This is a genomic window from Clostridioides sp. LIBA-2809, from assembly GCF_056688965.1.
In genome coordinates this window covers 2,146,563-2,170,651 of the sequence record NZ_CP197004.1, presented here as the reverse complement: position 1 = coordinate 2,170,651, position 24,089 = coordinate 2,146,563, and the positions used below count along the sequence as shown (strand labels likewise).

The following is a 24,089-nucleotide window of genomic DNA, read 5'->3' as shown; positions in this document are numbered from 1 at the left end:
TACCCCTTACTCTATAATAGACATAATTTTTATTTTATTGATTGCTCTATTAATTACTATAATTGTAATTAATACTGTGAGAATTAAAGCTGATGGACAAAGTATATATACAATTAATGGATTTACTATAAATTGAAGGTTTGAGATACCAGAAAGTAGTAAACCAGATATTTTTTGTCCAAGTGTATTTGCCATAATAATTCCTAAAATAACTCCGATTATAAGTACTAATAAAGCTCTGGTAATATATTGAATACGTATATCTCTAGTAGAAAATCCTAAACTAAGCATAGTTGCTGTTTGTGGTGTATCTTTGGTAATGAGCATCTTAAAAAACATTGCTGTAATTAGTGAAGAAATTACAATAGATACGACAACAGCTAATTTTATAACAAGTCTTAACTGGTTGATAATAGAGCTTAATGTCTGACTTATATAATTATTTATATCTGTAACTTTAGCAGGGTAATAACTAATACTGTATTGTTCTAATTTATCTGCTACATTGACTCCAGGTTTTAAATTTAAATTTAGGACATGCCATAGAACATTATCTTTTTTAGATGGTAGCATAGCTTTTGCAGTCTTACCACCATATGTAATGTCTTGATATATGCCACTAACAGTAAGAGTTAACTCTTTACCTTTTGAGAAAATGGATAAATTATCTCCAATACTTTTTTCTAGTTCATTTGCATTTATAACAGATAGTGCAATTTCATTTTCTTTTGTTGGTGCAGAACCTTTTACATATGTAAGTGGGAAAGTTTTAAAGTTTCCATTTTCTATTTTCATATTTTCTACTTTGCCATTTTTATTTTTTATTTTATATGAACTTGTTGTAAAGGATTCATATTTTTCAACATCATTGTCATCGTTAATTTTTTGTAATATAGAATTAAAAAGATGTTGGGTTTGATTTGTCTGTGATAAATCAATACGAATATCACTCTTACCTGCGCCCATATAAGTGATAAATTCAGGTGATTGAATAGTATTTAGAAAATTAAGTGGTACAATCATAAGGAAAATACAAATCATGTAGACAAAACAAAGCAATCCATAGACAGTAAATTTTCTTGCTACTTCATTTAACCCTAGAAATATATTGGCATTTGTCATTTTGGTTTTGTATAGCTGTAAGCTATATCCATGTATTACAGAGTTTGTAGAATGATTATTTCTTAATGCATTAACTGCTGATATTTTTTTGAATCTTTTAAGTATAAGTTTACAAAAGAATACAATAGCTACAAATACAAGAACTGAACTTATAAATGGAATAAGAATACTAAAGATATCTTTATCTACTGTTCCCATATAAATATAAATATTTTTTGTAAAAAAAACTCCTATGAATAACGACAATATATAGCCAAGAAAACTTGCAAAAGATGAAATTAATACGTATTTTATCAAATATAGTTTTTGGATGTTACTATTTTGAATACCAATGGCTTTCATAACACCAATTTCTCTGTAGTCTTCTTCAATCGTTGTAATTAAAGTAAATCGTAAGCATAAAATAGAAATTGTAATAAGAAGAATGCTAATTAAGATGACAATAGCAATTACAATTCCGTCAGACAAAGCATTTAGTAGTTTATAAGTGGAATAAGTTATTGATGTACCTGTTTGTGGGAGCTTAGTTGATTGATATAGTGTTTCAAACTCACTAATTTTATTTATATCATTTAAGAGAAATTCAATTAGATATTCGCTTTCCCCCATAGTAGCTTTTAAAGTATCCCAATCATTATCACTGATTAAAAAACGCTTTGAAGTAACAAGAGAAGGGTTCATCTGTGCATCACGTATAAAATCTTTTATTGTAAATTCCATAAAGAAACTACCATTAATAATTTTTATTGTATCTCCAATTTTTAAATTGCATTGTTTCATATAGTATACAGGAACTCCTATTTCCCCATCTTTTATTTGCATTATTTGATTGTCCATATCTAATAGAAAGTCAAATTTATCATTTTGTTTTGTAAAGCTATTTTCTAGCACACTATTAGCCTGATTTTCTCCTTTATTTCCTAAAAAAATATTAGCTCCATTTATATTTAAAAGTTCAGTAGTTTGTTGCTTTTTTACATATGGAGTTTTAGCTGAAAACTTGTCAATTTCTTCTTGATTTAATTTCCCAGAATACATTTGAACATAATGAGGCGCATGGGATTTTTGAAACAAAGAAGTCATGGAATCAGTTAGTTCTATAATGATGCTCGTTGCACTAGATACCAGCATTGATGCAAGCAAAATAAAAATAAATAGAGCAATTGTTATCACTTTGTTTCGAGTTAAATCTTTTAATAATATTCTCTTAAGCATAAATAATCCTCATTTCTTAAAAATTTTGTATTGAATATTTTAGATTTATTTTATATTAGTCATAGATATATAAAAATTTAAACTGACCGTCGGTCTATAATGATAATATAATAATATTACTATTTTGTCAAGTTATTAAAAAAGTAAAATATAAACTTCTTATGATAAAGTGTTTATACAAAATATATCCTAAAGAAATTAGTAAGAATTTTAAAAAAGAATATAATTAATATATTTTATTTTTAGTTTTTTACTAATCAATAATTTTTAATATTAATTAAGTATATAAAAAATTATTGATTATTTTTATGTGTTAATATTTATTAAAAAAGATTTGTTAAAAGTAATAGTATCATAGATAAATTACTATTTTTTAGATGAATTATGAAGAACAATAATTAAATTAATAAATATAAAGGTATTTTTTGCTTATTATTAATTAAAAATTTAATTTATATTTAATTAATATAAAATTTGAGGTAATATTATTTTTAAATTGTTCAAATTATGTTATTATTCAGATATAGGCAATATTAGATAAATCTAATGACGCAAAGCTATAGGGACTAAAATCTTTATGTAATAAAGGTCATGTCAGCCAGTTGCCAAAAAGATAATGATTCTTTTTGTTAAAAGTATTTGTTGAAAGTATATATTTTTAATAACTTAATATTTGGCAAGAGGAGGGCTTAAGATGATATCTGAATTAATGTTAAAAAATTTTGGCGAATCTAGCATCAATTTTAAGACTAAAATTAAATTAAATTTAAGAGAAAGACCAGACATAAATAGTATGAAGTTGAAAAGTATACCAGAAGGTAAAATTGTCAAGCTAAAATGTGTTGATGGAATATGGGCAGAAGTTGAAAGTAATTATGACAAAGGATGGTTACTTTATAAATATTTAGAAAAATTAAGCAATGTTAAAAACAATAGTAACAACATGGTAAAAGATAGAAAAAAGAATTATGTAGGAAATATAAGAACAAATGGTCTAAGTTTAGAACTTAGAAATGATAGAACATTAGACTCTAGAATTATAACTACAATTCCTGATGGTTTTAAAGTTGAAGTATGTTATAGTGTTGGGAAATGGGCAAGAGTGAATATTGATAAAAGTGGAAAAAGATATTGTGGATATGTATATAACCAGTATATAGAAGAATGTTTAAGTTTATCATAATTGGATACTAGTAAGCTTTAAATACACTAATAAATCTCAGAAAAAGAATCCTAATCATAGGATTCTTTTTCTTTTGTAAAAATCATTATTATAATACTAAACAGAATAAATTAATTAAGCTATCTTAATTATAAATGGAAAATTTAGTTGAAAGTAGATTTAATTTGTATTTTGTGTACTAAGTATCATAATTTACTATTAATTTAAAGAATTTTAACAAAAGAGAAACTTTATAGAATAAAAATAATATTAAAGATAAGAAAACATATAAGAAATTTGAAAAATTTTGTAATTTTTACTTTAATATATATTATAATAAACTAGATATAAGTTTTTATGAGGGGGAAAATATGAAAAAAAAGAAAAAGTTGATTGGAGTAATTATATCTTTTTTACTTATAATCAGCATTATAAATCCATTACAAGTTGAGGCAGACGTTATTACTGATTCTAGTGTATACATTTTTTCAACACAAGAGAATTATCAATCTAATAATACTAGGTTTAAAACTATTAAATCTAAAAGTAGACACAAACGTAGCAAATCTAGTAAAAGTAGAGTGAAATTAAAAAAAAGAACTACAAGAACTAAAACTTATGGACATGGAATTCTAAATAGACACAAAAGTCGAGGTATAAGAAGATATAATATTTTATCAAAATTGATACTGTCAATAATAGTTATGTTTGTTGTTATAGTTTTAGTTATATTAATATTTATTAAAAGAAAGAAGAAGAAATTTTATTAAATACAACAATGAAAATTATATAGTTGTTTTATGTGATTTTATTATTAATTAGATGGTAATTTAAAGAACAACGTTTTGTTAATTATTGATGTTTATTTAATAGCATGATATAATTTGAACGGAATAATATGCTGTTTAAAAGGAGATACAAAAATGGCACGAAAACGAATATTAAATGGTGGTAAACGAGATGAACTTATTGATAATGCACTTAAGTTGTTTTTAGAGTATGGATATGAGAACACCTCTATAAGAATGATTTTAGATAGTGTTGGTGGAGAAGTTGGCATGTTTTATCACTATTTTAAATCAAAGGATGAAATATTTAATGAAGTAATAAAGTTGTTTTTAGCACAATATGAACAAAGCTTTTCTGATATTTTATATGATGATTGTGTAGCAAATAACCTAAAAATTGATGCAGTATTCGAGTTATTACAAAAAAGTATTTCAAAATATAAAATATTCAAATCAGGTAAATTTCATTGGAGTATGCAAATTGCACTTAATCAATTAACTTTAAAGAGTTTAGTTCCTCATATAGCAAAATATATAAACTCTATGCGTGATAAAGGTGAGATTGGGAGTTCTGCGATTGAAACAGACTTAGAACTTGCAAATGCTGTTCTCTATTCATCATTTTCAATATTACATCAAGATTCATTAACTGAATTAACAGAGGAAGAATTCGAGCAAAAAAAACAGACTATTAAAGGAATTGTTTATAGAATTTTGGATTTAAAAAGAAATACATAACTTAATTTACTATGTTTTAGAAAAAATAGATTACAAAATATATTTTTAAATTTATAAAAATATATTGACATTTTTTAGAAAAAATAATATTATTATTTCAACGACAAAATTTAATAAAGTAAATTAAATCCTATGACAAGGAAGAGTAGTTGAATTTAGGTTCAGTATAGAGAGCTGAGGATGGTGGAATCTTAGCAAGAAAAAATTTGATGAATGGCCCTTAGAGGAGTAAATTGAAATCATAGTTTTGAGAGTAGACTTTATCGTCAGTCGCACGTTACAGCGAATAAGGTATGTAAGTACCTGATAATGAGATATATAAAAATTTGATTTTATATTAATTTTTATATAATTTAGGTGGCAACGCGGATAATCTCCGTCCTATTAGATTAGGACGGAGTTTTTTATTTTACTGAAAACTTAAAATATAGAAGGTGGTGAAAAAGATGTTATGAATTTCCAAAGCTAAAGATGATGATATAGTAAATTGGCAAAAAAATAAATTGAAAATAAAAAAAACAGGAGGAACTACAAAAATGAAAACAAATACAAAAAAACTAACTTTAAATGCAATACTTTTAGCGATGGGATTATTGATACATCAAATTACACCAGCTATAGGATTACCAATGAAACCAGATATACCACTAGCAATGTTATTTGTAATATTGGTTTTAAATAGAGATGATTATAAAACTTGTTTAATAGCAGGTATAGTAACTGGAATATTTACAGCACTTACATCAAGTTTCCCAGGAGGTCAAATTCCTAATGTAATAGATAAAACTCTTACAGCAAATATAGTATTTTTATTAATGAACATTAGTTATAAAATGCCTTTTATAAAAAAGTTAGCTAAGAAGACACAAGATATTATAGTAGTTGCAATAATAATGCCAGTAGGAACACTTGTAAGTGGAACAATTTTTTTATTAGCAGCTCAAGCTATAGTTGGTCTTCCAGGTGCTTCATTCACAGCTTTATTTTTAGCAGTAGTATTACCAGCTGTTTTAATAAATTTAGTTGCAGGAATATTTTTATTCAAGATTGTTAGTCTATCAATAAGAAGAGTTAGTTATCAAGCTTAAATATGAAATAATACTTTACTTTATAACTATTATAATAATTAAAAAAATAAGAACAGGGTAGATTATAACTACTCTATTCTTATTTTTTTTAAAGATTTAGCATTAAATATTTTTGCTTTTAATAAAATATTTATATAATAGTAATATAACTTCAACTTAATGGATAAATTATCATACCTATGTCAATATTCTTATATGTATCTCATTTATAGCTATTAAATATAAAATTTATTTAAATTTACTTTTTCAAGATAAATTTGTGCATTAATCTTCTCTGATTTGTCAGCTCTTAGAGTATACTAAAATCTCCACTTAATTAAATTTGTATATATTTACATTTATATAGTTCTAAAAAATATAGCAAAAAACATATTTTTTGTGAAAAACTTGCTTAAATTTGATTAAGAAAAAATACATAATTCATGGTATAAAATAAAGTTTAGTTAAAGTTTTTAAAACAATATATATGAAATATAGTTTTAATGTAGAATTTAAGGTTCTAATTTTAAATGAGACTCTAGCTGAATTAAATACGTGTAACTATAATAGCAATAGAATATTTTGAGAAATGTATCTATATACTTAAAAAAGAAAAATAAATCTATTAAAATAACATAATAAAAAAAATATTAAGAATAAAAATATAATTATAAGTATTTATATAAATCTAGTTGATTTTTAATATAAATGTAAATACAATTATATTTAAATGAATAATTGCATTTGTAATTATTAGTAATACAATCTACTATAGTTTATGATTTTATATAAGTTTGTTAAGTACATAACCTAATTAAGAGAATGTATTCACATATTAAAAATTTATTATGAGGGGGATAATTTTATTATGAAATTCTATAAAAGAATGTTAACATTGACTTTAAGTATTTCTTTTGTATTTGCAAATATTCAACTAGTAAATGCAATATCATCTGTAGAAAAGATACAAGGAAAAAATAAGTATGAAATTGCAGGTAATGTAGCAGATGAAAATGCATATAAGACTGCTATACTAATTAATACTAATAATTCTATCGCAGATGGTTTAAGTGCAAGTGGATTAGCAGGAGCTTTAAATGCACCTATACTATTAACTGAAAAAAATACTATACCAACTGAAACATCTACAAGATTAAAAAATGTATCAAAAGTTTATATAATTGGAGGAACATACTCTATTAGTACAACTGTCGAAAATTCATTAAAATCTAAAAATCTAAAAGTTGTAAGAATTCAGGGAAGTGACAGAATAAAAACAAGTTATAATGTTGCAAAAGAAATAAACTCAATAAAAAAAGTTGATACTGTTATGTTGACAAATGCATATAAAGGAGAAGCTGATGCTATAAGTATTGCCTCTGTAGCAGCAAGAGATAAGGCACCAATAATTCTTACTAATGGAAGAAGCATACCTTTTTCAACTACTGGTTTGAAATCTTATGCAATAGGTGGAACATCTTCAATGAGTACTACTTTAGTAAATAATACTAAATCTACTAGATTGGGAGGAAGTACTCGATTTGAAACTAATAAAGCAATAATAAATAAATTTTACAAGGATGCTAAAGAATTTTATGTAGCTGGAGCATATGAATTAACAAATGCTCTTGTAGGCTCTTCTTTATCAAAAAATAGTCCAATGGTATTAGTTGATAATGGAAGTAATAAAAGCGTCTTAAAGAATGCTAAAAAGATAACTTCTATAGGATATATAAATTCAACTATAATTCAGCAGTGTCTAAATGTAACAAATGGAATTGGAGATACTAATACTGGCATCGTAAAAGATGATGCTAAGCCAACTACAAAGGCCATAAAGGCTGGCATGTATAAGGTTGGGAAAGATATATCAGCAGGTGAATATTTAATAACTTCAAATTCAGGAAGTTATGCTTCTTATTATGAAGTTACAAGTGATAGTACAGGAAATGCTGATAGTATACTTTCAAATGATATTTTTAGTGGAACTAGATACATAACTTTAGAGAATGGACAGTATATTAAAATTGAAGATTCAACAATGATATTAGCAAAATATGCTAAGGTTCAAAAAGCTAAGAATGGTAAGTTTGGAAATGGCATGTATAAAATTGGACTAGAAATTCCTGCTGGAGAATATACTGTAGTTTCAAATTCTTCTGATGCATATTATGAAGTTAGAGATAATAGCTTAGGTGATTTGGATGGAATAGTTACTAATGATGCTTTCTCTGGGAATAGATATATAACAGTTGAGGAAGGTCAATATTTAATACTAAATAATTGTTATTTAATTGAGAATGAATAGAATTTATTATCTTCAATAATAAATTGTGTATTTTAATATAAGAAAGGTGTTTTAAATTAAAATTTAAAACATCTTTTTTATTGTTATGATAAAGAATATCTATTTTTATTTTTTAGAAATACACTATATTTAAATTATTAAATTTATCATTAAAACACGCATAGAAAAATAATAATATCTTTAAAAGATTTTTCTTATTTGATATAATTAAGGTTATGTGTAATATAAGAAATTAACTAGGAGGAATAGAAGTGAGCAAAAGAAAACAAGTAACAATACCTATAGAGAAAATACAAGAACAAGATAAATATATAGAACAAATACACAGACAAAACGAAGAATACTTCAATAGAACTGGAAAGAGAAAACTCGTGTTTACTCAAACCTTTGGATGCCAAATGAATGAACATGATTCAGAAAAATTATGTTCGATGCTAGAAGAAATGGGATACCAAATGTCAATGATGGCTGAAGAAAGTGATTTAATAATATATAACACATGTGCAGTTAGAGAAAATGCAGAGCTAAAAGTATATGGAAACTTAGGTCAACTAAAGCATCTAAAAGGAAAAAATCCAAATATGAAAATAGCCGTATGTGGATGCATGATGCAACAACCACATGTTGTGGAAGAATTAAGAAAAAAATACAAACATGTAGACCTTATATTTGGAACACATAATCTATATAAATTTCCACAACTACTTACAGAATCAATGAATTCTGACAAAATGTTAGTAGATGTTTGGGATGTGGATGGAGAGGTAATAGAAGGTCTTAGAAGTAATAGAAAATTTGAACTAAAAGCGTTTGTAAATATAATGTATGGATGCAATAATTTCTGTACGTACTGTATAGTTCCATATACAAGAGGTAGAGAAAGAAGTAGAACACCTGAAGATATAATTGATGAGATAAAAGAACTTGTAGCAAATGGAACAAAAGAAATAACTTTACTTGGACAAAATGTCGATTCTTATGGTAAGACACTTGAAAATCCAGTTACATTTTCAGAACTTTTAAGAAAAGTAAATGAGATAGAAGGAATTGAAAGAGTTAGATTTATGACATCTCATCCAAAAGATATATCTGATGAAGTAATATATGCAATTAGGGATTGCGATAAGGTATGTGAATTTTTACACTTACCAATACAATGTGGAAGTAGTAGTCTTTTGAAAAAAATGAATAGACATTATACGAAGGAATATTATTTAGAAATAATAGAAAAGGCTAAAAAAGAAGTACCAGACATTGCGTTTTCAACAGATTTAATGATAGGTTTTCCAGGAGAAACAGAAGAAGATTTACTGGATACTTTAGATGTAATTGAAAAAGTTAAATATGATTCAGCTTTTACATTTATTTATTCCAAAAGACAGGGAACTCCTGCTGCTAAAATGGAAAATCAAATACCAGAAGAAATAAAACATGAAAGATTTAATAGAGTATTAGAAGCTGTAAATAGGATTTCAGCAGATATAAATAATGGATATAAAAATAGAATAGTTGAAGTTTTAGTTGAAGGAAGAAGTAAGAATAATGAAAATAAATTTGCTGGTAGAACTAGACAAAATAAACTTGTAAATTTTGAAGGTGGAAATGATGATTTAATTGGAAAATTAGTTATGGTTAAAATCACTGAACCTAGAACCTTTTCATTAAATGGTGTACTAGTGAATAATTAATACTGTATAAAATAATAAAATTATGTAAACTAATTAAAATAGATGTACTATAAAACAAAATATATCAAATTTTAAAAACATAGATCATATATGTTAATTTCAGTTTTTATTATAAATAAATTTGATATAGGATGTAAATTCATTGTACATCTATTTTTATTTTATTTTGATAAGTTTTATATAACTATATTTAGTATTTCTTTAGTATATACTAAAGTATTATATAATAGATGTAAAAAGCAGTTAATCTTTCACGATTAACTGCTCAAATTACTAATCATTATTTTTTACATTTCTTATTAGAATAATAGATATTGAAAAGCACACTAGCAAGTATAACTATTATAAATATCACAGCAAATGGAAGCATGTTTTTTTCATCCATTTGTCCGCTTTCTACTCTATAACCAAAAAACGCCATAATAAATAACATTATAGATACAATAAAAATAACAATACTAGAACTCCTACATAATTTTTTTTTATCATATCGAGCTTTTTCTTTATCGCTTATAGTATTATAACCTGCCAGTAGCATACTGGCTTTTCCATTAAATAATAATATACTTAAGATGAAAGTGGCAATTGCCAATATAACTATGAATCCTACTGCAAACATTATAAGCACCTCCATATACTTTAACTTACAGTTTACTAATTTATTATATTTTACCATAAACATACATTAAAGTCATTTATTTCATATCTTAGCCTTATTAGATATATTATTATGCTATAGTTTATCTATAGTGTGATAATAACACTTAGTATTTACCTTGAAATTGTATTGAATATTATGTAATAATAATTTAACAATAATCAAGTAGAAAAAACATTATAAAATATAACTTTCTATATTTCCTATAATTATAACATTTTAAATTTAGAAAATTTTAAAACTTATTATCTAAAAAGTTGAATGTTTGTTTACAAGTATTATTCTGATAAGAAGTTCAAAAAATTTTCTAGTATTTTTGCTGTCATACCCCAGATTACATAATCTTTATATTTATAGAATAGAATAGGATAACTCCCGCTTTCAAATTTATAATCTTTTTGATTTGGAATTGATCCATAAGGTAGATTTTCATCAGGAAAAACTTTTACGGTATTATTATAAGTATTTGGAGGATTTTCTAAAAGATATTTTATAGGCACCAAAAAAGTATGGTCAACTTCATCCTTATTTATATTTAAATTATTAATGTTTTTTATATATCCTAAGTAAGGATGTATTATAAATTTTACAGGTGTTATAAGTAGGTCAAGACTTGCTATGATTTCTATGTTGTCATTAAAAGTACCAAGTTCTTCACAAGTTTCTCTGACAGCAGCATCATATGGAGTTTCGTTGGATTCTATTTTGCCACCTGGAAAAGAAATCTCGTTAGGTTGATGTTTTAAATTCTTTGAGCGAACTTCAAATAATATATGGTGTATGTTATTTATCTCTACTATTGGAATTAAAACAGATGCTCTTTTCATATTTTTATATCCGTTTATATATGGCTTGTAATCTTTGAACTTGTTTTTAATATCGTTTATCATTTTTTCCTCCTAAAATAATATTATTAAAAATTATATAATTGAGTTTTAACAATAATATATAATTATGATTTATCTAATTTAAGATATAGTAACTATCTATATTATTATATAATATAATGATAAATATATATTAACAAATAATAAAAAAATTAATTTGATTGTATATAAATTAGTTTGTTATTAAATTATTATTAATTAGAATTAAAAAGTTCGGAATGTTACTTAGAAGAAGCCTATGATTCAACTTCTATGTTTGTTGAGAATGTAATTACAGTTTTTCCAATTATTTTTACTTCAACTGGTTTATTATCTGAAATAATTACTTTTATTAACATCTTGCCTTTGCGTTTTATTGTTATTATGTAAATCTCTATACTACAATCAAGATTATATTACGAATTAGTATGTTAAACAGGAATACATTTTTTAGTTATTTATTTACCCTTTTAAAAGGAGGGTTAGAATGAATATAGATAATAATTTTGAAGAATTTCCAACTATTGAAGAAAGACAAAAAGATTTTAATTGTTCAATTTGTTTTATTATGACTGTGATAGGAAGTAAATGGAGGGCAATTATTTTATGGCATATTTTAAAACAAGAGCCAATACGTTACGGTCAATTAAAAAAAGAAGTTGTTCATATAAGTCATAAGATACTGTCACAAGAATTAAAGTATCTTGAAAGAGATGGACTTATTAAGAGGATTTCTTATCCGACTATTCCTCCAAAAGTTGAATATTTGTCTACTAAACGTGGTAAATCATTGGAATCGATATTATTAGAATTATGTAATTGGGGTAAACAGTATATGAGATAAACTCAACTGTTTACTTCATGAAAAATAGATAATAAAGCTTATTTTAATTAGTTCTTTAATGTATTATAAAACGTAGATAAAACTAAAAAGGGTTTTCTAGAAAATAAAATTTCTTTAATTATATCTGCTTACCAATACCATCACTTGATGCAAACAAGATTCTACCACGTTCTCTCCATATTCTAGTATAAAGTCATTTAATTGTGTATCTATAAAATTGCAGTAATCGTATGAACTGCATATATATGCAGTTAGTATATGCGTACATCTATCTTTTTTATCTATAAACATATATCATTTATCCCCCTAAAAAACTTTCATAAAAACAAAAAGAAAATATCTTTTTGGCAACTGGCTGACATAACTTGTTTTATAAGCCTTAGTCCCTATAGCTTTGCGTCACTAAATTTCTCTAGTTTTGCCTATTTAGTTTTATTCTACAATTACAATCATATAGGAAAACGTTTTGTTTTTCAATATACATATTAAAAAATTTAAAAATTAAAAAAAATAATTTATTTTTCAAAAATAAATTAGGTAAAATAATTATATTATATAGACAAATTAGAGTAATATATTTTTATTATTAAATTAGATTGAATTAATTTAAGACAGTGAAATAAAACTGAACAAAGTTAAATGTTTAATAAAATAAAAAAAATCATTATAAAAGTATATTTTTTACATATAAACTTTAAAATTTAATCAAATTCCAATAAATTATGATAAGTATGTATAGTAGGCATATAATTTTGTAAAAAGTATTATTAAAATATTATTTTGGTATTATATATTTTAAAATAGATAAAATATATAATATGAATAAAAAATTTGTTAAAATATGATAAGTGTAGTATAATCAAGTAGAAAAGATATAATATATTTCGGGGAGCTAATGTGCTGAGAGGAGATTTTATCTCGACCCTTTGAACCTGTTTGGATAATGCCAGTGTAGGGAGACCAGTAAAGATGAAAATAAGTCTTATCCTATTGTGGATAAGACTTTTATTTTATTTAAATATTATAGTATCTTTTTAGGAGTAAAAAATTTTAATAAAAAACAAAATATACCTAGTAGGTATTAATTATTTTTAAAGGAGTGATTTAAATGGTAATCGCAGACATAGCAGTAATGCCACTAAGACCTTACAAAGGTGAAGAAGAAATGTATAAAGTAGTAGATGCTTGTATTGCTGAAATTGAAAAAAGTGGTCTTAAATGTGAAATAGGTGCAATGAGTACGACTGTTGAAGGTGATTTTGATGAAGTTTTTGAATTATTGAAGAAAGTACATAAAATCCCTTTTAACCTTGGATGTGAAAGAGTTATAACAGTAGCTAGAGTAGATGAAAAAGCTGGGGGCTTAACTATAGATGAAAAACTTAGAAATCATAGATAAAGTTAAAGATAGTATATATCCAATAGCAACATTTTTGTTTATACTTATTCTTTGGCAATCTGTGGTAGAAGTTTTAAAAGTCCCACAGTATATACTACCCACACCAGTAGATATACTTAATGTGTTTTTTAAAGACTATCAAAATTTATCCATGCATGCTGTAGTTACTATAGGAGAGGCAATACTTGGTTTTATAGTTGCAATTATAATATCATTGATAATTGGTGTATTGATGGATTTTGTGTTGATAATAAAAAAATGTCTTTATCCTATTATGTTGGTCACTCAAATGATACCTACAATAATTATAGCTCCACTTTTTATGATATGGTTTGGCTTTGGTACAATGCCAAAAATATTGATGGTAACGCTTACTTGTTTTTTTCCTATATTAATAAGTTTTGTAGATGGAATTGAGAATATTGATAAAGATTATTTAAATTTATTTAAGACTATGAATTCAAATAAAATTAATACATTTATTCATCTTAAATTTCCCATGGCAATGGATAAATTTTTTTCTGGACTCAAGATATCTGCAACATATGCTGTAATGGCAGCAACTGTTGCAGAGTGGTTGGGTGGAACTAAAGGTCTTGGTGTTTATATGCTAAGGTCAAAAAGTGCATACGCTCTTGATAAAGTATTTGCATCTACTATATTGGTAGTTATATTTAGTTTGATATTTGTAGGAGTTGTACAAGCAGTAAAAAAAATTGTTATAAGACATAGATTAGCAGATTAAATGTATTTGAGGGAGGATATTATGAATTTTAAAAAATTAGGAATATTAGGTTTAGTAAGTGTTTTTACACTAGCAACAATAACTGGATGTTCTTCAAATAATGATAAGGATAAAAGTAGTGCTAAAGATGATTCTTCTAAAAAAGTGACTATGGTACTTGATTGGACACCAAATACAAATCATACTGGATTATATGTAGCACTTGATAAAGGTTACTATAAAGAAGAAGGTCTAGATGTGGAAATAGTTCAACCACCTGAAAGTGGAGCTGAGACTTTAGTTGCAACAGGTAAAGCGGACTTTGGTATAAGTTATCAAGAACAAGTTACTTATGCAAAAACTAGTGAAGATCCACTTCCAATAAAAGCTGTAGCAGCTGTTATACAACATAATACTTCTGGGTTTGCATCACCAAAAGAAAAAAATATAACTACAGCTAAGGATTTTGAAGGAAAAACTTATGGTGGTTGGGGCTCTCCGTCAGAAGAAGCTGTTTTTAAAGCAGTTATGAAGAAAAATGGAGCTGATTTTAATAAGTTAAAAATAGTTAATACTGGTCAAGATGATTTCTTTGCAGCTATGAAAACTGTAGACTTTGCATGGATATTTGAAGGTTGGGATGCAGTTAAGGCAAGTTTAATTGACTATGATTTAAACTTTATACCAGTAAAAGATTTAGATGAAAGATTAGATTATTATACACCACTTATAATTTCTAATGAAACTGTACTTAAAGATAATCCAGAACTAGCTAAGAAATTCTTAAAAGCTACAACAAAAGGTTACGAATATGCAATTAAAAATCCAGAAGATGCAGCAAAAATATTAGTAAAAAATGCACCTGAAGTAGATGAAAAATTAGCATTAAAGAGTCAAGAATACCTAGCAAGTAAATATAAAGACGATGCACCTAGATGGGGAGAAATGAAAGACAGTGTATGGAATAACTACACATCATTCTTAAAAGAATATAAATTAATAGATAAGGATATGAAGGCAAGTGATGCTTACACAAATGAATTCTTACCACAATAAAAAAATAAAAGTATCTATAGAAAATGTATCAAAAACATATAAAGAAGTTGAAGTTTTAAAAGATATAAGTATTGATGTCTATGAAGGTGAATTTGTTTCTATATTAGGTCCAAGTGGATGTGGGAAAAGTACTATCTTTAATATTATAACTAAACTTACAGATTATAATAGTGGTAAAGTAGATATAAATGGGAAATACAGTTACATGTATCAAAAAGACTTACTTTTACCATATAAAACTATAATAGATAATGTGTCACTACCACTGCTCTTAAAAAAAGAAAAAAAGAGTAAAGCAAGAGAAATGGTAAAACATTATTTTGAAATCTTTGGTCTAAGTGGATATGAAGATAAATATCCATCAGAACTTTCTGGTGGAATGAGACAAAGAGCAAATTTCCTAAGAACTTTTATAAATTCTAATGATATAATGCTTTTAGACGAGCCTTTTGGAGCACTTGATTCATTGACTAAGACATCTATGCAAAAATGGCTTTTAGATGTTAAGAAAAAGGTAAATTCAACAATACTTCTTATAACTCATGATATTGATGAAGCTATAATGTTGTCAAATAGAATTTATGTTATTTCAAAAAAGCCCTCAATAATAAAAAAAGAATTTATAATAGATAGTAGAGAATTGAATGAAGATAACCTTGAAAATGTCATTAAACTTAAGAAAGAAATAATATCTTTATTATAGAAATTCTATATGTGTTTTATTCAATAAGTATTAAACTTAGCAATCCAAAATGTAATTATACATTTTGGGTTGTTTTTTAGTTATACGTCAAAATTTTATATATTATGTTAATAATAATCATCTACTATGATATAATATTTAATTAGAAAAGAAGGAGGTTTGATAATGCAAATAGATATGAATAAATTAACTCCTATGATGAAGCAGTATCTTGAAGTAAAAAACAGATATAAAGATTGTATACTGTTTTTTAGATTGGGAGATTTTTATGAAATGTTTTTTGAAGATGCATTAGTAGCTTCAAAGGCTCTTGAAATAGCATTGACAGGAAAAGCTTGTGGTTTAGAAGAACGTGCTCCTATGTGTGGTGTGCCTTTCCACTCAGCCAATTCATATATATCAAAATTAGTTGAAAATGGATATAAAGTAGCAATAGGTGAACAAATGGAAGACCCATCTACTGCAAAAGGAATTGTTAGAAGAGAGGTTATAAGAGTCATCACTCCTGGAACCGTTTTAGATGGAAATTTACTTGAAAATAAAAAAAATAATTATTTGTTATCTTTGTATAAGGATGGTTCTAATATAGGGCTAACTTATGTCGATATAAGTACAGGAGAAACCAATGCAACATGTTTGAATGAAGATAAAGTAATTGAAGAGATTGCAAAAATCCATCCTACAGAAATAATTATAAATGATTTAAACTTTATAGAAAAACTTAGAGATATAGCTACTGTAAGTAATATATACATAAATGAAAGTTTTAGTGATAACTATTTGGACATAAACATATTAAGAGAATATTTTCCAGAGGTTTATCTACAAAAACTAAAGTTTGATGATAAAGGTCTTATAAAGTCAAGCTTATCAATTCTTCTGAATTATATATATAATACTCAAAAACAAATAACATCTAACATTAATAATATAAATATATACAATTCATCAGAATATATGGTTCTAGACATGTTTACTAGGACCAATTTAGAGCTTACCCAAACTATAAGAGGTAATAAGAAGAAAGGTTCATTATTGCATGTTCTTGATAAAACTTCAACAGCAATGGGAGGTAGACTTTTAAGAAAATATGTTGAAGAGCCTTTGATAAATAAATCTAAAATTGAAAATAGATTGGATGTAATAGAAGAGATAAAAGATGACTTTATATTAAGAGAAGACTTAAATGATATACTCAAAAATATATACGATATAGAAAGAATATGTGGGAAAATAGCTTTTGAAAGGGTAACACCAAAAGAATTAATTCATTTAAAAAATTCAATAGAAAAGTTACCTAATTTAAAAGACACAATAGATTTATCAAATGCAACAATACTAAAAGAGTATGTTTCAGAAATGGATAAACTAGATGATATATACAATTTAATAGATGAATCTATTTTAGAAGAACCTACAATAACTATAAAGGATGGAAATATAATTAAGTCTGATTTTAGTGATGAGCTTAAAGAATTAAGAGATATTTCTAAAAATGGAGCTTTTCTTGTAAAAGAAATAGAAAATAGAGAAAGAGAAAAGACAGGAGTTAAATCATTAAAAATAGGTTTTAATAAAGTCTTTGGTTACTATATAGAAATAACAAAAGCTAACTTTAAACAGGCAAAACTAGATGAGACATATATAAGAAAACAGACACTTAGTAATGCAGAAAGATATATAACTCCAGAATTAAAGGAAATAGAAGAAAAGATATTACATGCTGAAGAGAAAATTAAGTCTCTAGAATACGAGATATTTGTAGGTATAAGAGATACTATATACAAAAATATAGATAGAATACAAAAAGTAGCTAAGACTATAGCTAATATAGATGTTTTTGTATCTCTTGCAACAGTTGCACACATAAATAACTATGTAAAGCCAGCAATAAATGAAGATAATAAGCTTGATATAAGAAATGGTAGACATCCAGTTGTTGAAAATATAGTAGGTGAGGAAAATTTTGTTCCAAATGACACATATCTAAACCGTGGGGAAAATATTATTAACATAATAACTGGTCCTAATATGTCTGGTAAATCAACATATATGAGACAAACTGCTATAATAGCACTTATGGCACATATAGGTTCGTTTGTACCAGCTGAATATGCTGATATTCCAATTTTAGATAGAATATTTACTAGAGTTGGAGCTAGTGATGACTTATCTCAAGGTCAATCTACTTTTATGGTAGAAATGAACGAAGTATCTCTTATACTAAAAAATGCAACAGAGAGAAGTTTAGTTATATTAGATGAAATAGGTCGTGGAACCAGCACTTATGATGGTATAAGCTTAGCATGGTCAATAGTGGAATATATTCAGAAGAATATTAGATGCAAGACTTTATTTGCAACTCATTATCATGAACTTACTGATTTGGAAGAGGAGTTTGAAGAGGTTAAGAATTATTCAATAGCAGTCAAAGAAGATGGAGAAGGAATAATATTTTTGAGAAAAATAATTCCTCAAGGGGCGGATAAGAGTTATGGAATATATGTTGCTAAATTAGCTAAATTACCAGATGAAGTTATAGAAAGAGCAAAATATATACTTAAAGACTTGGAAAAAAATCATGTTTATAACAGTGTAGCAATAAATGGAGATAAAGAAAAAACTAATGTGCCTAATATCAACTTAGATGAAGAATTGCTTAAGGTAAATCAAAGCAATTTTAAGAACAAATATGAATCTTTAAAAATAGAGCATGAACTTGTCGTAAAAGACTATAAACATATAAAAAAGGATTACGATAAATTAAATTCTAAATTTAAATTATTAAATGATGAAGTTGCTTTAATAAAGGAAAATGATGATAAAGAGAAAACTAATAAAGAAGATTCTGTAAAAGAAGTAGCCTTAACTCAAATATCTTTTGATAGTGTAAAAAGAGATATACTATCAGAAGAAATTTTAAACCTAGATATCTTAAATATGACTCCATTAGATGCAATAAATTCTCTTTATAATCTTCAAAAAAAAGCAAAAGAAATAAAATCTTAGAGGTGTACAAATGAAAAATATAATTAACATCCTAGATGATTTGACTATAAACAAGATAGCAGCAGGTGAAGTTGTAGAAAGACCTTCTTCTGTAGTGAAAGAACTTATTGAAAACTCTATCGATGCAGGTGCAAATAAAATTTCTATAGATATAGTTGATGGAGGCAAGAGTTTAATTAAGATTACAGATAATGGAATAGGAATACCTTCAAGTGAAGTTGAAAAATCATTTTTAAGACATGCTACTAGTAAAATTAAAAAAATTGATGATTTATACGACTTATATTCTCTTGGTTTTAGAGGAGAGGCCTTAGCATCTATTTCAGCTGTATCTAAATTAGAGATGACTACTAAAACAAAGGACGAGATTATAGGAACTAAAATATACGTTGAGGGTGGAAAAATAATATCAAAAGAGCCAATAGGTTCTACTAATGGAACTACAATCATTATAAAAGATATTTTCTTTAATACACCAGCAAGACAGAAGTTTTTAAAGTCTACTCATGCAGAAACTATAAATATAAGTGATTTAATAAATAAACTTGCAATAGGTAATCCAAACATTCAATTTAAATATACAAATAATAATAAACAAATGCTAAATACTCCAGGAGATGGTAAGCTTGTAAACACCATTAGAAGCATATATGGAAAAGAAATAACGGAAAATATAATAGATGTGGAGTTTAAGTGTAATTACTTTAAAATGAATGGATATATAGGTAATAACAATATATATCGTTCTAATAAAAACTTACAACATATCTATATAAATAAAAGATTTGTAAAAAGCAAAATAATCATAGATGCAATAACAGAAAGTTATAAGTCTATAATCCCAATAGGTAAACATGCAGTTTGTTTCTTAAATATAGAAGTAGACCCATCGTGTATCGATGTAAATATACATCCTAATAAACTTGAAATTAAATTTGAAAAAGAACAAGAAGTGTATATAGAACTTAGAGATTTTTTGAAGGTCAAATTGATACATTCAAATCTTATTGGAAAATATGCTACTTATACTGATAAAAAAACACAACCTAGAATTGCTATTAATAACAGAGAAAAAAGTACAGATTGTGAATTGAAAAATAATAATTTATTAGAATCTAATCTTCAAAATAACAATATTACTAAAGATGAAGTTATTGAAGTTGTAACTTTATCGAGTGAAAGACCAACAAATGAATTTCAATCTGTAAGTGAAGTCTTAAATGCAAGTGTAGAAGATGAATTAAAAAATACTAAGTATCTAAGTGAAGATGATGCAAATGACAATATACAAGAAGAATTTCAAGTTGATGGCTCCAGAAACGAAGATAACTATTATATGGAAAATAGTGTTAGAGATAGTGAAGAGAAGTATTTAGATAGTTCAAAACGTAAGTTTTCCTTATATGGATATTTTGTAATTGGAGTTGTGTTTAATACTTATATAATTTTAAGTAAAGATGATTCTATGTATTTGTTGGACCAACACGCTGCACATGAGAGAATATTGTATGAGAGATATATGGAAAAGTTCTATAGACAAGATATCAATATGCAAATACTTTTAGACCCAGTGGTAATTGAAGTGTCAAATGTAGATATGCTTCAAATTGAAAACAATTTAGAGTTATTTATGAAATTTGGTTTTGAACTAGAAGTATTTGGTAATAATCATATAATGATAAGATGTGTTCCAACTATATTTGGAGTTCCTGAAACTGAAAAATTCATACTCCAAATAATTGATAATATAGAAGAGATTACGAGTAATTATGATTTAAAAGGAGAACGATTTGCATCTATGGCATGTAGGTCTGCTATAAAAGCAAATGATAAAATATATGATATTGAAATAAAAAGCCTATTAAAACAGCTAGAAGAGTGTGAGAATCCATTTACATGCCCTCACGGAAGACCTATAATGGTCGAAATATCTAAGACAGAAATAGAAAAAATGTTTAAAAGAATTATGTAAAATATTTGGGTAGTTAAAATATATGGAAAGGAATATTATGAAAAAAATACCACTTATAATACTTACAGGTCCAACTGCTGTTGGAAAGACAGATTTGTCAATAAAATTAGCAAAGGATATGAATGCAGAGATAATTTCAGCAGATTCCATGCAAATATATAAATATATGGATGTTGGAAGTGCAAAAGTTACAGAGGAAGAGATGCAGGGAGTAAAGCACTATCTTATAGATGAAGTTAAGCCTGACTATCCATTTTCAGTCTCAGAGTTTCAACAAAGGGCAAAGAAATATATACATGAAATAAATCAAAAGGGAAAATCTGTCTTAGTAACTGGAGGCACAGGGCTTTATTTAAATTCTTTAATATATAATATGGATTTTGCAAAATCAGATGCCAATAATGAATTAAGAGATGAGCTTCAAAATCAGCTTGCTGAAAATGGAATAGATTACATGCATGATAGACTAAAATCACTTGATGAAGAAGCCGCTAATAGAATTCATAAGAACAATACTAAAAGAGTTATAAGGGCACTTGAAGTTTGTCTAAGTGGCAAGAAAATGAATGACTTTTCAAGTGATTTAGAATTCAATGAAGAGTATGAACCTATAATAATAGTCTTGAATAGAAACAGAGAATATTTATATGAAAGAATAAATATGAGAGTTGACATTATGCTTAGAAATGGACTTGTTGAAGAGGTCAAAAAACTTTTAAGTATGGGGTTTAAAAAAGACATGATATCCATGCAAGGTATAGGTTATAAAGAGATATTAAAGTATCTAGATGGAGAATATACATACGAAGAAGCTATCGAAATAATCAAAAGAGATTCTAGAAGGTATGCAAAGCGTCAGATAACTTGGTTTAAAAGATATGAGACAGCAAAATGGTTTGATTTAGACACATATGAAAGCATAGACACATTAAAAAATGAAATAATCTTATATATTAAAGATTCTATAAAATAATATATAATTTTTTAAGTATACAACTTAATATTGAAAATTTATCATAACTTATATAGAATATAAGGTAGGAATATTTTAGAAGTTCAATTTAATCTTGGGAGGGTACAAATCTAATGAAAAATACAGTTTTAAATTTACAAGATTTGTTTTTAAATAATGCTAGGAAAGAAAGGATACCTGTTACTATATATTTAGTTAATGGCGTGCAAGTTAAAGGGCTTGTAAAAGGATTTGATAGTTATATAATATTAATAGAAGGAGATAATAGACAACAAAACATGATTTATAAACATGCTGTTTCCACTATACAACCTGGAAAGTATATTAATCTAACAAATCAAAACAATAATAATAACAATAATAATAACAACAGATAGATAATTAATTTAATTTAAAATGATTGAGAGGAGACTTATACTAACCTATAAACTATGATTTATTTGTTTTAGTAAAATAGTCTCCTTTGACATGTTTAAATAAAACCATAAAGAGACAGGTGATAAAATGCTTAATGAGACAAAGGAATTATTAAAAGATTACTATGGGATAGATAATGATACTTTTAAACTATCACAAGAAGTAATGGAAGATATAAAAGATAAGTTTGAAGAACTAAAAGAAATAAGAGAATATAATCAATATAAAGTTTTAAAAGCTATGCAAGAATCTAAACTAAGTGATATGCACTTTAACTGGACTACAGGGTATGGATATAATGATATTGGTCGTGAAAAAATAGAGGAAATCTATTCTAAAGTTTTTAATACAGAAGATGCTCTTGTAAGACCAATAATTGTAAATGGAACACATGCACTTACTTTATGTATACAAGGTATAGTTAGACCAGGAGATGAGATTCTGTCTGTTACTGGTAGACCATATGATACTTTAGAGGGTGTTATAGGAATAAGAGAAGAAAAAGGCTCATTAAAAGAGTATGGTGTTACATATGACGATGTAGATTTTTTAGAAGATGGTAATCTAGATTTCGAAGGAATTAAAAATAAAATAAATGATAAAACTAAACTTGTTATGATACAAAGGTCAAAAGGATATTCTTGGAGAAAATCACTTTCAATTAGCGATATAAAAGAAGCTATTGATGTAATAAAGTCTGTCAAACCAGAAGTTATAGTAATGGTTGATAATTGCTATGGTGAGTTTTTAGATACTAAAGAGCCTACTGATGTTGGAGCAGATGTTATGGCTGGTTCTTTAATAAAAAATCCTGGTGGTGGACTTGCATTGACAGGTGGATATATAGCTGGTAGAAAAGATTTAATTGAACTTATATCTTATAGAATGACTTCTCCTGGAATAGGAAAAGAATGTGGTCTTACTTTTGGAACTACTAGAAATGTACTTCAAGGATTCTTCTTAGCACCTTATATAGTATCTCAGGCTGTAATGGGAGCTATCTTTTGTTCAAGAGCTTTTGAAAAATTAGGCTATGATGTATTGCCAAAATACGATGACTTAAGAAGTGATATTATTCAATGTATTAGACTTAATGATGCTGATGAGGTAATAAGTTTTTGTGAAGGGATACAAGAAGCTGCACCAGTTGATTCTTATGTAAAACCTGTTCCTTGGGATATGCCTGGATATGAAAGTGAAGTCATAATGGCAGCAGGAGCTTTTATCCAAGGTTCTTCTATAGAATTAAGTGCAGATGCTCCAATAAGACCTCCTTATAACGTCTATTTCCAAGGTGGACTTACATTCGACCATTCAAAAATGGGAACTTTAAAAGCAATTGAATTTATAAAAAAACTGAAAAAATAAGCATATTTTTTA

20 protein-coding genes, 3 riboswitches and 1 other annotated feature are annotated in these 24,089 nt (G+C 26.2%); of the genes, 16 read left to right on the top strand and 4 right to left on the bottom strand.

What is annotated here, in order from left to right; translation table 11 throughout:
- Positions 1 to 6 precede the first annotated feature (6 nt).
- Positions 7 to 2,337, bottom strand: coding sequence for an FtsX-like permease family protein (locus ACTG44_RS10410; RefSeq protein WP_479920428.1), 2,331 nt, complete (start codon positions 2,335 to 2,337; stop codon positions 7 to 9).
- Positions 2,338 to 2,853: 516 nt separating this feature from the next.
- Positions 2,854 to 2,947: riboswitch (cyclic di-GMP riboswitch) on the top strand.
- A gap of 84 nt (positions 2,948 to 3,031) precedes the next feature.
- Between ACTG44_RS10410 and ACTG44_RS10405 the strand changes: the two genes are divergently transcribed.
- The 6 genes from ACTG44_RS10405 (at position 3,032) to miaB (ending at position 10,088) form a co-directional block, all read left to right on the top strand.
- Positions 3,032 to 3,520 (top strand): SH3 domain-containing protein, encoded by a 489-nt coding sequence (locus ACTG44_RS10405; RefSeq protein ID WP_479920427.1) that lies wholly within the window; start codon positions 3,032 to 3,034, stop codon positions 3,518 to 3,520.
- A gap of 350 nt (positions 3,521 to 3,870) precedes the next feature.
- Positions 3,871 to 4,269 (top strand): hypothetical protein, encoded by a 399-nt coding sequence (locus ACTG44_RS10400; protein WP_479920426.1) that lies wholly within the window; start codon positions 3,871 to 3,873, stop codon positions 4,267 to 4,269.
- 153 nt (positions 4,270 to 4,422) lie between these two features.
- Positions 4,423 to 5,025, top strand: coding sequence for a TetR/AcrR family transcriptional regulator (locus tag ACTG44_RS10395; protein ID WP_021384783.1), 603 nt, complete (start codon positions 4,423 to 4,425; stop codon positions 5,023 to 5,025).
- A gap of 123 nt (positions 5,026 to 5,148) precedes the next feature.
- Positions 5,149 to 5,412: a binding site (T-box leader), on the top strand.
- Positions 5,413 to 5,561: 149 nt separating this feature from the next.
- On the top strand, positions 5,562 to 6,113 hold the full coding sequence (locus ACTG44_RS10390) for a tryptophan transporter (protein ID WP_479916810.1): 552 nt from the start codon (positions 5,562 to 5,564) through the stop codon (positions 6,111 to 6,113).
- A gap of 847 nt (positions 6,114 to 6,960) precedes the next feature.
- Positions 6,961 to 8,400 carry a cell wall-binding repeat-containing protein gene (locus ACTG44_RS10385; RefSeq protein WP_479920425.1) on the top strand — a complete coding sequence of 480 codons (1,440 nt, stop codon included), beginning with the start codon at positions 6,961 to 6,963 and terminating at the stop codon, positions 8,398 to 8,400.
- Between the two features lie 251 nt (positions 8,401 to 8,651).
- Entirely contained in the window at positions 8,652 to 10,088 is a 1,437-nt protein-coding gene (miaB, locus tag ACTG44_RS10380) for a tRNA (N6-isopentenyl adenosine(37)-C2)-methylthiotransferase MiaB (protein WP_479920424.1), read from the top strand.
- 280 nt (positions 10,089 to 10,368) lie between these two features.
- Here the strand turns inward: miaB and ACTG44_RS10375 are convergent, their stop codons facing one another.
- Positions 10,369 to 10,707 (bottom strand): DUF3784 domain-containing protein, encoded by a 339-nt coding sequence (locus ACTG44_RS10375; RefSeq protein ID WP_479920423.1) that lies wholly within the window; start codon positions 10,705 to 10,707, stop codon positions 10,369 to 10,371.
- Positions 10,708 to 11,024: 317 nt separating this feature from the next.
- Complete coding sequence (locus tag ACTG44_RS10370) at positions 11,025 to 11,636, bottom strand: NUDIX hydrolase (protein ID WP_479920422.1); 612 nt, start codon at positions 11,634 to 11,636, stop codon at positions 11,025 to 11,027.
- Between the two features lie 463 nt (positions 11,637 to 12,099).
- Between ACTG44_RS10370 and ACTG44_RS10365 the strand changes: the two genes are divergently transcribed.
- Positions 12,100 to 12,456: a winged helix-turn-helix transcriptional regulator gene (locus tag ACTG44_RS10365; protein ID WP_479920421.1), complete on the top strand. Its 357-nt coding sequence runs from the start codon at positions 12,100 to 12,102 to the stop codon at positions 12,454 to 12,456.
- A gap of 114 nt (positions 12,457 to 12,570) precedes the next feature.
- On the opposite strand, the gene ACTG44_RS10360 is transcribed toward ACTG44_RS10365, so the two are convergent.
- Positions 12,571 to 12,747: a hypothetical protein gene (locus ACTG44_RS10360; protein WP_044213485.1), complete on the bottom strand. Its 177-nt coding sequence runs from the start codon at positions 12,745 to 12,747 to the stop codon at positions 12,571 to 12,573.
- 52 nt (positions 12,748 to 12,799) lie between these two features.
- Positions 12,800 to 12,889: riboswitch (cyclic di-GMP riboswitch) on the bottom strand.
- 442 nt (positions 12,890 to 13,331) lie between these two features.
- Positions 13,332 to 13,431, top strand: a riboswitch (TPP riboswitch).
- A gap of 133 nt (positions 13,432 to 13,564) precedes the next feature.
- Between ACTG44_RS10360 and ACTG44_RS10355 the strand changes: the two genes are divergently transcribed.
- From ACTG44_RS10355 to ACTG44_RS10315, 9 genes are all read left to right on the top strand, one after another.
- Positions 13,565 to 13,855 (top strand): MTH1187 family thiamine-binding protein, encoded by a 291-nt coding sequence (locus ACTG44_RS10355; protein ID WP_003424145.1) that lies wholly within the window; start codon positions 13,565 to 13,567, stop codon positions 13,853 to 13,855.
- On the top strand, positions 13,830 to 14,600 hold the full coding sequence (locus ACTG44_RS10350; RefSeq protein ID WP_021384747.1) for an ABC transporter permease: 771 nt from the start codon (positions 13,830 to 13,832) through the stop codon (positions 14,598 to 14,600). Before ACTG44_RS10355 ends, ACTG44_RS10350 begins: the two co-directional genes overlap by 26 nt.
- A 21-nt stretch (positions 14,601 to 14,621) precedes the next feature.
- Positions 14,622 to 15,635 (top strand): ABC transporter substrate-binding protein, encoded by a 1,014-nt coding sequence (locus ACTG44_RS10345; RefSeq protein WP_021384723.1) that lies wholly within the window; start codon positions 14,622 to 14,624, stop codon positions 15,633 to 15,635.
- On the top strand, positions 15,604 to 16,338 hold the full coding sequence (locus ACTG44_RS10340; protein ID WP_479920420.1) for an ABC transporter ATP-binding protein: 735 nt from the start codon (positions 15,604 to 15,606) through the stop codon (positions 16,336 to 16,338). Before ACTG44_RS10345 ends, ACTG44_RS10340 begins: the two co-directional genes overlap by 32 nt.
- Positions 16,339 to 16,503: 165 nt before the next feature.
- A complete protein-coding gene (mutS, locus tag ACTG44_RS10335) occupies positions 16,504 to 19,347 on the top strand; it encodes a DNA mismatch repair protein MutS (RefSeq protein WP_021384739.1) in 2,844 nt (947 codons plus the stop codon).
- A gap of 10 nt (positions 19,348 to 19,357) precedes the next feature.
- Positions 19,358 to 21,319 carry a DNA mismatch repair endonuclease MutL gene (mutL, locus tag ACTG44_RS10330; RefSeq protein ID WP_479920419.1) on the top strand — a complete coding sequence of 654 codons (1,962 nt, stop codon included), beginning with the start codon at positions 19,358 to 19,360 and terminating at the stop codon, positions 21,317 to 21,319.
- 37 nt (positions 21,320 to 21,356) lie between these two features.
- Entirely contained in the window at positions 21,357 to 22,292 is a 936-nt protein-coding gene (gene miaA, locus ACTG44_RS10325) for a tRNA (adenosine(37)-N6)-dimethylallyltransferase MiaA (RefSeq protein WP_479921697.1), read from the top strand.
- A 113-nt stretch (positions 22,293 to 22,405) separates the two neighbouring features.
- Positions 22,406 to 22,669, top strand: a complete 264-nt coding sequence (hfq, locus tag ACTG44_RS10320; RefSeq protein ID WP_021384721.1) for an RNA chaperone Hfq — start codon at positions 22,406 to 22,408, stop codon at positions 22,667 to 22,669.
- 127 nt (positions 22,670 to 22,796) lie between these two features.
- The gene (locus ACTG44_RS10315) at positions 22,797 to 24,077 is read left to right on the top strand and encodes a methionine gamma-lyase family protein (protein ID WP_479921687.1); all 1,281 of its coding nucleotides are present in this window, start codon (positions 22,797 to 22,799) and stop codon (positions 24,075 to 24,077) included.
- The last annotated feature ends 12 nt before the right edge of the window (positions 24,078 to 24,089 follow it).